The sequence below is a fragment of the Gemmatimonadaceae bacterium genome (genome assembly GCA_019637445.1).
Taxonomy (GTDB): Bacteria; Gemmatimonadota; Gemmatimonadetes; order Gemmatimonadales; family Gemmatimonadaceae; genus Pseudogemmatithrix.
Genome location: JAHBVS010000002.1, coordinates 223,602 through 238,906, shown reverse-complemented (window position 1 = coordinate 238,906; position 15,305 = coordinate 223,602). Strand labels below are relative to the sequence as shown.

Sequence of the window (15,305 nt, the reverse complement as noted above, 5' to 3'; positions counted from 1 at the left end):
GAAAGGTTCTGCTGGCTGACACGTTCACCGCCCCGAGCTAGTGTAGGTCGAAATGTGCAAGTGGCTCTGGTGAGAGGCCCAGATCCCGGTTCCTGGCACGAACGCTCGAGGTATTCGCGGCCCGCCTTGGGTGGGAGACGCGACGTGCCCCGTCGGCCAAATCACGGCCCGAACACTGGGATTTGAGAGCAGAGAGGTCGCCACGGCGTTCGCAAGTAGCACGCTTGGCGTTGATGGTATGACACCTCGCGTACCGATATCCACCTTGCCGTTCGGAGTCCAGAATTCGTTCACGTCTGCTGCGTGTCCCGAGAGCGCCGGATCACAGGTTTGAGATGCGGAACTGCAGCCACTGTGACGCGGGTCCGCATGCGAACCCTCCGTCGCCTGATACACCCCCATCTTCACTCGATTTTGCATTCCGGCGAGAGTCAGTGCGGAGAACAGATTCCCGGAGACCTTGGTGAAGTCGGCGGCGTTACTGCCGCTGTACGTTGAGTAGGGCTCAAAGCGCCTTTGAACGGCACTGGCGGCCAACGACGCGCAACCGACGCAAAGTCCAAGCGGATCGGAGTTGTTCACCGGATCGCCGTCCCCATACCAATACAAATTGAGCCCACCCGCCAGTCCGATCGGGTCCGGCTGCGTGAACCGCCCTGTTGTTGGATCATAGTACCGATTGCGCCGGTATAGCAAGCCGGTGGCGTCTCGCTGCTCATCGATCAGACTGCCGAGCCACGCGTTCGGCTCAGGCACCCCGGGAGCGTACTCTCGGGAGAACAGGACGTCCACGCGAGTGGCCGGATACACCGTCGTCGAGTCGGCACGACATCCCCCGACCCCACCACAGGTGTGAAGAAGTACGGCGCCGGCCGCGGAGCCGCGCCAGTTGCGGACCAGCGCGCGTGGATAGACGTCGTCCAGCCACACCATCACCGGCGCATCAATGTCGCCCGCGTGGGTGTAGCGCCTCGTACCGAACCACGGGGTCGGGCCGCTGGAGCCTTCGAGTCCGTTGTCGGGGAGGTGCCAGCCGCCCAGGCTTCGCTTCTCGCGCAGCAACTGGCTCCCGTCCCACGTCGAGCGAACGATGGCCTGCTGACAGGGAACAGGAGCGGTCTCCGAGGACGTGCCGCAGGACGTGGAGTCCGATCGATCGCGTACCAAGACCCGCCGGCCAAGCGCGTCGTACCAATATTCGTGGTACGTCGTCTGCGGTGACGCCGGCGACGTACCGCGCACGTGTCGCTGCACAAAGCGAGGCCGGGCGTCGGCGTCGTAGAAGGTCCACGTGAACGAATGGCCGGTGGGGGAGATGATCCAGTAGCCCGGATACCCAGGATCGGGCTTTACCCACGTGTGGCGGTACGAGGACTGGAACTTGACGTTGCCGGCGGCATCGTACTGCAGCGCAAGCTCATCATATGCCTGCACCGGTGGGCCGTCATTCGGCCCCGTCCGGTTCGAGTCTGCTGGCGTGGGGTACGGGAGGCCCGTGGCCGACATCAGCTTGCCGCCGCTGAAGTTCGATTCCGTCGCCGACTCAGTCGCAGACATTGCCTGACCGCGATTGCCGAAGCGGCGGAAGCTGTTACCGAGCGCATCAGGCTGGAACTCGTCCGTCGAGTGGATGGCGTCCCCCGTCGTTCCCGTCGCCACCAGATTGCCAAAGCCATCGTACGCCGCGGTCATCACGATCTCGGGGCCGTCCGGGTAGGTCAGCCGCCCATCCACGCGCGTGCGCTTCCCGCGGATGTCGTACTCCATCGAGTCGACGAAATTTCCGGTGCGTGAGACGGCGCGCCCGTATGCGTCGTAGGCCCAGGTGTCCACGAAGTTGCTGCTATCGATGGCCTGCTGAATCAGGTTTCCACGATAGTCGTAGCTGAAGGTCGCGCGGCGGCTCTGCTGCGACGGCACACTGTCGCGAGTCCACGCGAGTTGGCCGAGTGCGTCGTAGCCGTAGGTCTGCACGCCGCCCGAGGAGTCGGTCCGCTTCAGCCGACGTCCCTCGCGGTCGTACTCGAAGGTCAGGAAGGTTCGGTGAAGCCCGCTGAAGCCGGAGTTTGTCTCCGTGTAGTTGTAGGCGCGCATTTCGCTGGTGTCAGCCTTGAGCGCCCCGTTGGGATAGTAGCCCCGCCGAACGCGCACGAGGGGGTTGTCGGCCTGGACCATCCGACCAGCGGCGTCATAGGCGAACACCGCCGTCTCGCTCGGAATCACCACGTCCTCGGAGTAGGCGGCTGGACCGACGCGCGTCTGGTAGTAGGGAATGCGCAGCGTATACGACGTCTGGAGTCCCTGCCAACAGGTTGTGCAGCTGGTCTTGGGATATCGCACTTCTGGCGTCGTGCGCGAGGTCACGCGGCCCAGCGCGTCGAACGTCTGGGTGATGATGTGGCCGTTCCGCGTGCGGATGCGCACCGCATTGCCGGCCTTGTCGTAGGTCGTCGTGTCGAATGCGCCCCCGATGCTGGCCGATGTCTGCCGACCCAACGCATCGTACCGGAACGTCGAAGTTGCCGACGACGCGGCGTATTCGGGACCCGGGGTCCAGCGCGCGACGGTGAGCGGGCGACCTTCCTTGTCGTAGGTCGTCGCCACGAGCCCGAGCAGCGACGGCGCGCTACCCGTGAAGGGCGCGCTGCTTTCCGGGTTGATGCTCCAGTCGACGGCGGGCGAGATCGTCGAGTCCATCAGCACCCGACGAGCGAGGTCACGGCGGAAATGCTGCCGCACACAGGGATTCGTCGTGGCGTGACAGGCGCCGGGCCCGACCAGCGTGGACTCCAGTGAGTCCACGGTTCCCGCGTCGTCGAGCCAGGTAAAGGTTCGCTGGCCCGTGCCCGTGATCGTCGTGGTCAGGTTTCCAAACTTGCCAGAGTAGGTGTAGCTCTCGAGCACCGTGGTGTCGGTCGAGAAGGGACGGACGGTGAAAACCTGGGTTGGACGGTTCCTGCTGTCATACTTCATATGGACCTTCGTGCTCTCGCCGCTCCCGCTTGCTTGCCAAAGGATGTTGCCGGTGCTCGCATCGACGCCTTGGCGCGTGAGCCGCCCCGATGGCGAGCGCTGCTCGGTCACGACGTTCCACGTGGTGTCCCAGCTCACGATCGTGGTGTCGCGCGAGCCCGAGGACCATTGGTCCTCCACCACACGAAGCACCGGCCTGCCCTGCGCATAGACGGTCTTGGACGTGATGCCAGCCGGGTCGATGACACGCGTAGCGAGCGCCGGGGACTGAGCGTCCTCACGGAATATCCTGGTCCGCGCCCCGTAGGGATCGACAATCGAGTCAACCGCACCGAAGCGCCCGACGTAGAACTGCGAGACGTCCCGCGCGTCGCTGTCCGGCCGGGGACCATCGAGGATGGACCGGTAGCGGCTCGCCGCCACGGCACGCGCTGCGGAGCCGTCGATTGCGCAGGCGGCGAGTGCCCGCGTTTCGGCCGTGCAAAGTCGCGTTGCCACGGTGTCGTTCGTGCCAAGCGCGGCGGCGACCCGCGCGACTCGGCCCGCCACGGAATACTCCCAGCGGACCGACTTGCCGAGTCGGTCGAGGCGCTCGTTCGGCACGAGTGACGCGCCGGCGTAGTTGTAGACGATCGAATCACCGGTCGCCTCGACAATGGCGCTGATGCGCGTCCCGTTTCGCCTGATGTATGTGGGCAGGTAGTCGTAGAGCCCCGCCGGCACCCGAACCGTGTCCATCATCGCGCCGTTGTAGCGAAGGGAGATGCGAAGGGTGTCGATGCCCGCAATCGGCGGTCTTACTGCCGAAACCTTCTCCACCGAGCTACCCACGTAGTCAAAGGCCGTGGTGTCGCGCTGGCGGTTGACCGTGCGTACGTGGCGCCGGAGGTAGTCGAACGTGACCTTGGCACCGCCGCGGATCTCGCGCGTCCACGTCTCGCCCGTCCCCGAGCCGGCACGCAGCAGCCGCTCAGAGTGTGCCACGGTGTCCTCGGCGATGTAGATGCCGCCACCGACCGGCTTGAAGCGGCGCGTCGAGCCGTCCCCACCGATCCATACGCGTCTCGTGGAGTCAACCTTGGACACCATCAACTGCTCGACGCCCTCCAGCCACCATCCCGGTCCGTATGGGCTCGCCTTGCGGTTCACGATGACGGCAGTGCCGCTGACCTGCGCAGAGAATCCGCCACCCAACGCCTCCACGGTCACCGTGTAGGCGTAGTCGCCCGTCGCGAGGTTCAGCGCATCGGCGTTCACTCGCGCGTTTAGCACGCAGCCGCTGGGCAACGTGCAGGACGGGTCCCAGGCGATGGTGTCCTGCGGCGAGAAGCCGCCGATTGCCACCGTCGTCCTGAGGGCGAGCGAGTCGCTGCGATTCTTGATGCGTACCCGAATCGGGATCGAGAGGAATGGCTGCGCGTGATCGCTGAGGTAGACGAGCCGCAGCGAACGTGTCTTGTTCATCGAAGTCACGGCCGGGAAGGCGTAGACCAAACGCAGTGCGCCGCATTCGACGCCTGCCCCCGGCCCTGCCGCAATCGACAGGCACTCGCCCCGCGCCGTGGAGGTGCGCGGTCGTGGCTCCAACGCCGTGAGCTCGAACGCACCGGCGAGCGCTGTACCGGCCTTCACCCACATCGAGTCCTTGCCAGCGGTCGCCCCGTCGCTGGTCGACGCCGTCAGCTTGATCTTCCTGTGCCCACTGCTCGGCGAAGCGAATGTCACCTTCACCATCGTGTCGCGTCCGGCACCAAGGTTGATGAAGCTCGGGGACACCGAACAGGGCGTCGTGCTCTGGCAGTCGAGCGACGGCGTGACGTACCGCGAGGCGAAGTGATCGGGATTGCTCACCTGGAAGTACGCAGTGTGCGTGGCAGAGGCGGCGCGGACCAATGTGTCCGCCATGCGCGACACCTTCACCGAAGGCAGTGGGTCGCGCGAGATGCTGACGGCCGTCGTTCCCGTGTCGACCAGCCCTCCTTCCGCGATGAAGCGGAACGTGCCCGTCCCCGGCGAGGTCGAGGCAGTCGCACGAACCTGCACTGACTCTGATGTCCCGGGCAGTAGGCTCGCGGTCGTGAACTGTGAGCCGCCTCCGACCTTGTAGCAGGAACTGAGCCCCCCGGTACATGAGAGCGTCACATCAAAGTCCGTCGTGTCCTGACTCACGTTCGTGACGACGAAGGTCATCGTGCGCTCTTCGCCTGGCATCAACCGGAGGCCACCTTCCGCCGGAGCAATGACGTAAGGCGCGCCACCGGTCCCCGCTGGCAACTGATACGTGACGAGAATCGAGTCTCGGTAGACCGTCCAGTTCCAGTCGGTCACCTCAACGACGAAGTAGTTGACGCCGGGCTTCAAGCTGAGGTCGGACACGAGGTTCGTGCCCGTCCCGCCTGAGCACGTCGTCGCAAGCCCGCCGTCGTTGAGCGTGACGTCCAAGTACATCTTGCCTGATCGATGTACGCCCGATGTGTCGTGGAACGCCCCGAGGCACAGGTCCACATACAGCGACTGCAGCGAGTCCGTGAACACCGTGTTGTTCGCCGTATGGAACTTGATTGGGTTCTGCGCGGACAGGGGCATCGCCGCGAACACCAGACCGACGAACACGTACCGCAGTGTCTGAGCCAACCGCATCGCACACACCTCGAGGGACGAGTGGGAGTTTGCCGCGAGCCGTTGCCAGCCCGTTGCGCGCCTCATCGCACGAGGTGTGCCTACTCGCCCTCCATTGGTATGTGTTTCTGCCGCAACGACCTAGCGGACGTCGCCTTCGGAACTTCAGCGTGAGATGCGCGCGGTACCGCTGGGCTATCTCACGCTGAAGCGACCCGAGGTCTCTCACTCAGACGCTCCGATTCCTCCCGAATCCATCGCCGGATCGTCGCGCGATCAACGCCGTAGTGCTTGCCCGCCTCGCTGGGCCCCGCGTGCGCGACTGGGACTCCGTTCCCGTGGTCCTCAAGAAACCGTTCCCGCGCGCCGCGCCGATCGACGGCGTCTTCCTCCCGCGGCAGGTGACCCAGGCGCAGTATGCTGTCACCCTGCGCTTGCGCCAGCAGCCGCTGGACGAGGCCGTCGACCTGACGGTGATTGCCGGGCCAGCGTCCGCCCACGAGCACGCGCGCCAATTCCCCGCAGATCTCCGGAGGCGCTGCGTAGCCATACTTTCGACTCCATCGCTCGAGCGAAGTCTGCGCTACGTGTAGAACGTCTTCGGCGCGCGAACTGAGATCCGCAACGCGCACAACCGTGGTGCGCAACCGCTCGAACAGGTCCGGCACCAACGCTCCCGACTTCGCGGCGACCTCCAGCGGAGTACTGGTCAGGGCCACCACGCGGACATCGAGATAGACCTCGCGATCACTGCCCACCGGATAGAAGGGACGACCATCAAGGATGTCCAGGAGATGGTGCTGAACGTGCGCCGGCGCCTTCGTCAACTCGTCGATCACCAAGGTGCCACCATCAGCGCTGCGGATGCGGCCCAGGCGCGAGTGGGATGCGCCCGTGAAGGCACCACGCTCGTGCCCGTACAGTTCGGAGCTCGCAAGACCGTCCGAGAGCACGCTCACGTTGAGCATCACGAGCGCACCCTTCCTCCGCGCCGACATCTCGTGGATGCCTCGGGCGATGCCAGACTTTCCCGTACCGCTCGCCCCGACCACGGTGATCGGCATCGGAGACGCTGCAAGAACTCTCAGCTCGTCCAGCAGTCGACGCGAAGACCGGCTCGGCAGCGCCGCCAGCTCTGGCCACGCGCTGCTGTCGGGAATGCGGGTGGCCTCGTGCCGTTCCCGTCGGCCCGTGTGAAGTCTGAGCTCTTCTGGTGTCATCGGTACAACTCCGCCTTGAGAGGTGATGGGTCCGGCACTCGCCGGCTCAGGGACGCGGAGTTTATACGTGATACAAGCTACATTACACCTGTGATTTGCGTCACAAACCGTGGCTTCTGTGCCAGTGTGCGAGACTCTGGTGCGACATCCCGCTCTTTCGGCTGAACATCCCAGAGCAAAGAGGCGCCCCCACTCACCGAGCGGGGGCGCCTCCCTTTCATCCTTCATCCTCCATCCTACATCTGCCTTTAGGCCACCGCAGCCACCGACGGCTCCACCACCTTACCGTCAAACAGATGCACCTCGCGATCCGCGTGCTGCGCATACCGCGCATCGTGCGTCACCATGCAGATCGTGCTCCCCGCCTGGTGCAGTTCCTGCAGCAACGACATCACCGCCTCGCCGTTCTTGGAGTCGAGGTTACCCGTCGGCTCGTCGGCAAGGAGAATGGCCGGATCACCAGCCACCGCACGCGCCACCGCCACGCGCTGCTGCTGACCGCCCGAGAGCTGCATCGGATAGTGCTTGGCACGATGGCTCATCCCCACCCGCTCCAGCGCCTTCGCCACACGATCACGGCGCTCAGCAGCCGGCATATCGCGATACGTCAGCGGCAGCTCGACATTCTCGGCCACCGTCAGGTCGCCAATCAGGTTGAACGCCTGGAAGATGAAGCCAATCTGCCGATTGCGAACCTGCGCGCGGTCGGCGGGCCCAAGATTCGCCACGGGCTGGCCAGCCAGTTCATACGTACCGCCCGACGGCGCGTCGAGCAGGCCGAGGATCGAGAGCAGCGTGGTCTTGCCGCAGCCCGAAGGGCCCGAGATGGCCACGTACTCGCCCTTCTTGATCTCGAAGTGGACGTCGGAGAGCGCGTGCGTCTCCACCTCGTCCGTGTAAAACACCTTCTTGATCCCTTCCATACGGATGAGCGTTGTCATACGGCTCTCACTTGATGCGCACGCGATCTACGTTCGCGTACTGGGTCATGTCCGACAGAACCACCTTATCGCCAACTTCCAGCCCACGCAGGATCTCGATGGTGTTCACCGAGCTCCGGCCCAACTCCACCGTCACGCGCACGGCATAGTCGCCGTTCTCTTCCATCTTGAACAGTCCCACGGTGCCGCTGCCCGGGCCAAAGGCCGGACGCCCCGTGAAGACGATGTTTGGCATCTTCTGGATCTCGATCGTGCCGTCGACGCTGAGGTCCGGCACCGCACCCGGCGGTAGCTCGCCCTCGAGGGCCACGTCGACCAAGACCGTGCCGCCCACCGCCGACGGGTCCTTGCGTGAGACAGTCCCACGCACGATTCCGTTGCGTGTGTCGATGCTGGCCGGCTGGCCCAGCGCCACGTCCTTGGCCTGGCTCTCGGGAATGCGCAGTTGCGCCTTGAGCTTGCCCGGCTGCACCACTTTGGCCAGCGTCGTGCCCTCGGGCACCCACTGGCCGAGCTGCAGCGTCAGCTCCTGCAGCACGCCGGTGTCCGGCGCGCGCACCTCAAGCGAGCTCAGCCGCGCCTGCTGACGCGCTGCGATGGCGCGCAGCTGCACGACCTGGCCCTGCTGCACGGCAATCTGGCTGTCGATGGCCGCGGTCATCAGCTGCAGCCGCTCCTGCTCGATGCGAAGCCGCGTCCGGAACTCCTCGGCCTGCGCCTTCCGGTTGTTCACCTCGAACTCGGAGATGAGGTTCCGCCGGTGCAGCGAGTCCGCCGCCAGGGCCTCCTGCTGCGCGCTCACGTGCTGCGTGCGCGTCGAGGCCACCACACCCTCCTGGGTGAGGATGGCGCTGCGCAGATTGGTCTTGAGGTTCAGCAGCTCGATTTCCGCCTGCCGCACCTGCTGCTCCGCCTGCATGGTCTGGATCTGCAGGTCCGGGTTCGAGAGCACGAGGATCAGCTCTCCCGTGCCGAGCCGGTCACCCGACTCGTGCAGCTTGCGATCCACGCGGGCCGAGGCTTGGGCGGTGATCCAGCGGATGTTCTCTGGGACCAGCGTGCCGGGGCCGCGCACCTCGCGCACCACGTCACCACGGCGCACGGAGTCGAGCAGCACGCCCGCCCGGGCCACGGTGGGCACCGCCGGGTCCAAGCGCGACACGGCCACGGTAAGCAGGATGACCGCCCCCGCACCCGCGGCGATGGCGATGTTCCGGCCGGTCTTCTTCTTTGGAGCGCGTACGATATCCATCGATGTCCTTGCCTAGTCCGCCCGCAGGGTGATTGCCGGATCCACCGCCGTCGCCCGCCGTGCCGGCAGCCAAGTGGCCAGCGCCGAGACCGCGACCAACACCAGCGGAACCAAGGTAAACGTCGTCAGGTCCAACCCACCATCGCCGTAGAGCACGGCCTGCAGCAGCCGGGACGCCGCGAAGGCCCCCACCAGACCCAGACCCACGCCAACGACCACCAGCGTGAGGCCCTGCCGCATCAGCAACCCTATCACGTCGCGCCCCGCGGCACCAATGGCCATGCGGATCCCGATTTCCCGGGTCCGCTGCGACACGCTGTAGGACATCACACCGTACATCCCCACCGAGGCCAGGAGCAGGCCCAGCACGCCAAAGACGCCCAGCGCAATGCCCGTGATGCGGGCCGGCAGCAGCGCGATGCCTAAGTGACTGTCCATCGTACGGAGGTTCGCCACGGGAAGATTCACGTCCATCGCCCGGACCTCCTGGCGCAGCAGACCCATCAGGGCGGACGCGTCGCCCGTGGTGCGGACCACGATGTTCATCCCTGAGCGATACTGCTGCCGCTGCTCGAACCACATATGGGCCGTGGGGTCCTCGCCGAGGCGCCGGTACTTGCCTGTGGGCACGACGCCGATGACCGTGAAATCCCTCCCGCCGGTGCGCACGGTGCGGCCCACGGCCTCCTGGTCGGGCCAGAAGCGCTCCGCGAAGCGCTGGTTCACGACAATGCGAGGCACGGCCGCCGAATCGTCCTGTGCCTCGAACTCGCGGCCCTGCAGCATCGGGATTCCCATCGCCGCGAAGTAGCCGTTGCGGACGCTGGAGTAGTAGATGCTCATCCCCTCGTTCTCGCCGGGCACGTAGCCCGGAATTTCGACGTACCGATCCGAACTCGAGAAACCCAGCGGCACGTCGGTGACGAGCCCGACCGCCGCCACCTGCGGGTTGGCGCTCAGCCGCTGCGTGAGCCGGTCGTAGAAATCGATCGTGCGCGCCCGATTGTAGCCCTGCAGCGCCGGATCAAACTCGGCGATGACCAAGCCGTCGGCGACGAACCCCTTGTCGACGCTCGCGGCCGCCCGGAGGTTCGTCAGGAAAAGACCCGAGCAGACGAGCAACACGATGCTGGCCGTCATTTGGGCGACGATCAGGCTCTTCATCAAGCGAGAGCGCGAGCCGCCCGCCGGAGCCTCGCCCTTAAGGGCGGGGATCAGGGATGGACGCGTCGCCTGGATCGCTGGTACGAGCCCGAACAGCACGCCCGTCAGCAACGTCACGCCGAGCGTGAATCCAAGCACCGCAGGATTGAGCTGCAATCCCGGGCGGAACGTGATGTCCATCGGGACCTCGACGCCGTTGGCCAGCCCGATGATCCACACCGCGAGCAGCACGCCGGCGCCTCCCGCGATCGCCGCATAGAGCAGGCTCTCCACGAGCAACTGCCGCAGCAACGCCCCACGCTTGGCGCCCAGTGAAAGGCGGATGGCCATCTCGCGAGCGCGGTCACGCGCACGCGCCAGAAACAGATTTGCCACGTTCACGCAGGCGATCAGCAGGAGCAGCGCGACCACCGCCATCACCGCCGCGCTCATCCCCACCTGCGCGTCGCGCATCGTGGGGTGGAATCCCGCCTCGGTCTGCGAGACCAGGTTCATCGATGTGCGGCGATACTGGTCGGGAAACTCGCCCTCGAGCTCCGTGTTCACCGCCTTGAGCCGCGCCAGGGCCTGCTCCTCCGTCACACCGGGCTTCAAGCGGGCGACCACGTTCATGAAGTTGTTGCCGCGCATGTCGAGGCGGCTGAACGGCGCGGGCTGGATCTGGTCCAGCTGCATCAACGGCACCCAGAACGCAGGCGCCACCATCGCCATCGGTCCCACAAACTCCGGCGGCGCGATACCGATCACGTCGTAGTTCAGGCCGTTCACCAGCACCTGCTTGCCCACGATGTTCGGGTCGCCCCCGAACGAACCCTTCCAGCCCTGGTCGCTCAGCACCAATACCGGATGCGCGCCTCGCCCTTCATCCTCGGCGGGCACGAAGAAGCGACCCTGCGCCGGTGTCACGCCCATCACCGTAAAGAAATCCGCCGAGACCACCTGACCGAAGATGCGCTGCGGCTCGCCGTTCGCCGTGATGTTTGCATCGGCGAAGGCCCAGGCCGACGCGCCGCTGAACACGTCGTCCGTCCGGGCGCGCACATCGAGGAAATGCGGCGGCGACGACGACCCGTAGTCCTGCCCGCCCGGATAGGTGCGATAGATCTGCACCAACTCCTCCGGAGCGCGCACACCCTGCAGCGGGCGCAACACCAAGGCCTCCACCGCCGAGAAGACGGCGGTGTTGAGCCCGATGCCCAGCGCCAGCGTCAGGACGACGACGGCAGTGAAGCCCGGGTACTTGGTAACCTGCCGCCAAGCGAACTTGAGGTCAGTCATAGCGAAGGGCGTGCATGGGGTCCACGCGCGAGGCGCGCAGCGCCGGGATGAGCCCTGCCAGCAGCGCCACGCAGGAGAGGAACAGCACCGCCGAACCGAAGACCACGGGATCGTGGCCTTCCAGCTGGAACAGCAGCGATTGCGCCGCGCGCCCGAGCCCGAAGGCTGCCAGCACACCGATGCTGCCGCCGACGACCACCATGAACGCGACCTGCTTGAGGACCAGCGCGCGCACGTTGGAGCCGTCCGCACCCAACGCCATGCGCACGCCGATCTCGCGCGTCCGCTGCGACACCGAGTATGCCAGCACCCCGTACAGCCCGATGCTCGCCAGGATCGTCGCCAGGATCGCGAACGACGCGGAAAGGATGCTGATCATGCGATCGAGGAAGACGTTCTCGCGAATCTGCTGCGGCATCGTCTTGAGGTCCTCCACCGGCATCGCCGGCTCGAGCCGCTTGATCAGCGTCGGGATCGCCGTGAGCAGCTGCTCGGGCGGCAGCGCCGTGCGCACGTAGAAGTTCATGAAATTCGCACGCCCGTCCTGCTGCCAAGCCGCGTAGAACACCGGCGGGATCTCGCCCTTCACCTCGGAATAGACTACGTCCTTCACGTAGCCCACGATCATCGTGCGCAGCGAGTCGCGCTCACGGCCCCAGCCCATGAACTTCCCCACGGGCTCGTCGCCGAGGTTGAACTTGCGGGCGAAGGTCTCGTTGACCACGGCCACCGGGGTGGAGCCATAGATGTCCGACTGCTGGATGCCGCGACCTGCGATGAGCTCGAGGTCCATCACCTCGAAGAAGTCGGGCCCCACCTGCGTGTAGCGCGAGTTGCAGTCCGTGTCGGGCAGGCACTCGAAGCCCTGCACGCGAACGTCCGTGCCCCAGTTGCTGCCAGCAACCATCGGCACCATCGAGCTGGTCACGCCGGTCACGCCGGGAATGGCCTGCAGCTCCTCGCTGATGCGACGCAAGAGTACGCCGGCGCGCAGCGTGTCGTAGCCCACCCGCGAGGGCGTCACCGCGAAGGTGACCACGCCCTCGGTCGCGATGCCCAGGTCCACCGCCGACACATTGCGCAGGCTCTTGAGGAACAGGCCCGCCGAGACCAGCAGCGCCATCGAGAGTGAGATCTGTACGGTGACCAGCACGGTGCGGAAGCGCGACGCCGCCTTGCCGCCCGTCAACTGGCCGGCACCGGCACGAATCGTCGAGATCAAGTCAGCCCGCGTGCTGTGCATCGCCGGGAATAGGCCGAAGATGAGACCCGTCGCCACCGCCAACGCCGCAGCAAACACCACCACGGAGCCGTTCACCGTGAAGCCGATCGCCGTGGCCGCCTCCGGCGGCAGGAAGCTGGCGATGGCATCGAGCGTGAGCTTGGCCACGAGGATGCTGACCACACCGCCGGCCAGCGCGAGAATCACCGCCTCGGTGAGCAGCTGCGTGATCAGGTGACCGCGCTTGGCGCCGAGGGCCAGGCGCACGCCCATCTCGGTGGAGCGATTGGCGCCGCGCGCCAGCAGAAGGTTGGCAATGTTCGCGCAGGCGATCAGCAGCACCACACCGGTCACGCCGAAGAGCATATACAGCGGCGTCCGTGCCTCATCGTTGATGTCGCTCTGGCCCTGGCGGCCAGGCGCCACGAGCACCTGCTTGGACTTGAACAGCTCCAGCGTGGGCTCGCTCATCCCGGCCTGCAGCGGCGCTTCCACATCGAGCAGGATGGGCCGATACACGGCGTTCAGTCCTGCCGCCGCCTGCTCCATCGAACTGCCTTCCTTCAGGCGCCCGAATACATACAGCCAGTAGTCGCGACGGTTCTCGTAGCCGGAGTACGTCGTGGTCTGGAAGGCCCCACGCATGGTGAGCGGCACATACACACTGGGCCGCGTGCCCACCGTGTGGCCCAGGAACGACTGCGGCGTCACGCCGATGATCTCCATCGTCCGGCCGTTCACGATCATCGTCTTGCCCACGACATCCGTGCGCATCCCAAATCGGTCGCGCCAGAGGTCGTGGCTCAGCACCACCACGTCGTGCGCCAGCGGTGTCACGTCGTCCGAGGGGCCGATGAGCCGGCCGAGCGCCGGCTGCACGCCCAGCGTCGAGAAGAACTGGCCGGAGACCCACACGCCCTGCCCGAGGCTGGGCTCGTTGTCGATGGAAAGGCTCGCGCCGAAGATGCGGCTGGCCGCGATTCCGGAGAGCGCCGTCTGCTGGCTCTCGAGGTCCCGGAACATCGGATAGGACCAGACCTCATCACAATCGCCCTGCTGGTTGCAGGAGTTGCTGCCGTACATCACGCCTGGCGCCGTGAGGTTCACCAGCTGCTCCGGCCGGTGCACCGGCAGCGAGCGAATCAGGAGCTGGTCAAAGAGCGAGTAGATCGCGGCATTGGCCCCGATGCCCAGGGCCAGCGAGAGGATCGCTACCGTCGAGACGAAGGGCGTCTTGAGGAGCATCCGGAAGGCGAGCGTGATATTGCGCATCGGCGGTCGGCTGGGGGAGCAGGACGGGACGCCTCCTTGGACAATTCCCGCGCCGCAATGGTTTAACAGTCTATAGATGGCCGCTGGCCGGGCCGGCGGCCGGACCTGGACCCCTACGCGGGGCCGCCTCGGGGGGTTTCCGGGGGGCTCGCCTGCCCAGCGCCACCGGGAGCGCAATCTTCGCCGTTCGCCCCCAGATGCTCGAGGCGCCAGACGCGCGAGGCCCCGGACGCACGACGCCCCCGGGAGCCGAGGCTCCCGGGGGCGTCAGCCACACGACAGGCGCGGTCAGGCGCTGCCGGTGTCCACGTCGAGCAGGGTGTAGAGCGGCGAGAGCAGCACGTCCGGCGCGTCGAACGCGCCCTCGAAGAACTCGAAGATGCGGTCCAGCGTCTCCGCCTGTTCCGGCGTCAGCGGGTTGCCGTCTGCATCGGCGACGGTCGAGCCACCCTCGGCGTCGAAGGTGAGTCGGGCGAAGACCTTGCCGCCGATCCGCACCACGATGATGCCACCGTTCTCGCCCAGTGTGCCGCCCATCTCAACCTTGCGTGCGCCGGCGCGCATCAGCGCCGAGAAGGCGACACCGTTCGAGCCGATGCCGATCTGCACGCGGCTGGCCAGCCCGCGCGAGGGTACCTCGATGCGCCAGGACACGGTCACATTGCCCGAGAACAGCGAGACGCCGAACGTGAGCTCAAAGTTTACACGGTTTGCACCGGTGCCCACGAAGCCCTCGACCGCCATCGTCGGGGCGTTGGTCGTGCCGCCCACGGTCGCCGTGTAGCTCACCAGCTGCGTGCCACCGGTCGCGTAGACGCCGACAGTAGCGGTGTTGGACGAGCGCGTGAAGTCCGCATAGCCGACTTCCACCAGCGGCTCGGCCGGCGCAAACGCGCTGATGTCGAGCGTATAGAGAATGAAGCGGACGCCGTTGGCCGGTGCGCCTGTGCGTGCCGTGGGTTCGTACTGATCGGTCGTGACGTTCCACTCGAAGGTCTTGCCCAGCGCGCTGAGCGGAATTGCGGCCGAGGTGCCCTCGTCTGCCAGCTGCATCATCCGGGCGCTGTGGCGAGCCAGCGGGCGATCGGCGCCCTCCTTCAGCATCTCCATCGGCAAGCGGATGACCGCGCCACCGGCGGTGGCAAGCGCTTCATCCATCAGATAGCCGAGGCCTTCATAGGAATCCACCTGCGGCACGTCAAAGGCCGCATCCACGGCCGCGATGTCAGCGTCGGTGGCCGCCACGTCCAGCGTGGTCGGCAGGGACTCGCCCTCACCGCAGGCAGAGGCCGCGAGGGCCAGGGCCGCGAGGGAGGTAGTCAATCGAAGACGAATGGGAGACAGCATTTTGACTCTCTGTTGGC

7 protein-coding genes are annotated in these 15,305 nt (G+C 66.1%); all 7 read right to left on the bottom strand.

What is annotated here, in order from left to right:
- Window positions 1-24: 24 nt before the first annotated feature.
- Window positions 25-5,613: an RHS repeat-associated core domain-containing protein gene (locus KF709_11225; GenBank protein MBX3174976.1), complete on the bottom strand. Its 5,589-nt coding sequence runs from the start codon at window positions 5,611-5,613 to the stop codon at window positions 25-27.
- Between the two features lie 179 nt (window positions 5,614-5,792).
- A complete protein-coding gene (locus KF709_11220) occupies window positions 5,793-6,812 on the bottom strand; it encodes a sigma-54-dependent Fis family transcriptional regulator (protein ID MBX3174975.1) in 1,020 nt (339 codons plus the stop codon).
- A 248-nt stretch (window positions 6,813-7,060) separates the two neighbouring features.
- Entirely contained in the window at window positions 7,061-7,753 is a 693-nt protein-coding gene (locus KF709_11215; GenBank protein ID MBX3174974.1) for an ABC transporter ATP-binding protein, read from the bottom strand.
- A 7-nt stretch (window positions 7,754-7,760) separates the two neighbouring features.
- Window positions 7,761-9,005, bottom strand: a complete 1,245-nt coding sequence (locus KF709_11210; protein ID MBX3174973.1) for an HlyD family efflux transporter periplasmic adaptor subunit — start codon at window positions 9,003-9,005, stop codon at window positions 7,761-7,763.
- Window positions 9,006-9,017: 12 nt separating this feature from the next.
- On the bottom strand, window positions 9,018-11,447 hold the full coding sequence (locus KF709_11205; GenBank protein ID MBX3174972.1) for an ABC transporter permease: 2,430 nt from the start codon (window positions 11,445-11,447) through the stop codon (window positions 9,018-9,020).
- Window positions 11,440-13,941, bottom strand: coding sequence for an ABC transporter permease (locus tag KF709_11200; protein ID MBX3174971.1), 2,502 nt, complete (start codon window positions 13,939-13,941; stop codon window positions 11,440-11,442). Before KF709_11200 ends, KF709_11205 begins: the two co-directional genes overlap by 8 nt.
- 288 nt (window positions 13,942-14,229) lie before the next feature.
- A complete protein-coding gene (locus KF709_11195) occupies window positions 14,230-15,264 on the bottom strand; it encodes a hypothetical protein (GenBank protein MBX3174970.1) in 1,035 nt (344 codons plus the stop codon).
- Window positions 15,265-15,305 lie beyond the last annotated feature (41 nt).

Coding starts and splice junctions, on each gene's coding strand:
- KF709_11225 (MBX3174976.1), bottom strand. CDS start 5,613: ATGCGGTTGGCTCAGACACTGCGGTACGTGTTCGTCGGTCTGGTGTTC.
- KF709_11220 (MBX3174975.1), bottom strand. CDS start 6,812: ATGACACCAGAAGAGCTCAGACTTCACACGGGCCGACGGGAACGGCAC.
- KF709_11215 (MBX3174974.1), bottom strand. CDS start 7,753: ATGACAACGCTCATCCGTATGGAAGGGATCAAGAAGGTGTTTTACACG.
- KF709_11210 (MBX3174973.1), bottom strand. CDS start 9,005: ATGGATATCGTACGCGCTCCAAAGAAGAAGACCGGCCGGAACATCGCC.
- KF709_11205 (MBX3174972.1), bottom strand. CDS start 11,447: ATGACTGACCTCAAGTTCGCTTGGCGGCAGGTTACCAAGTACCCGGGC.
- KF709_11200 (MBX3174971.1), bottom strand. CDS start 13,941: ATGCGCAATATCACGCTCGCCTTCCGGATGCTCCTCAAGACGCCCTTC.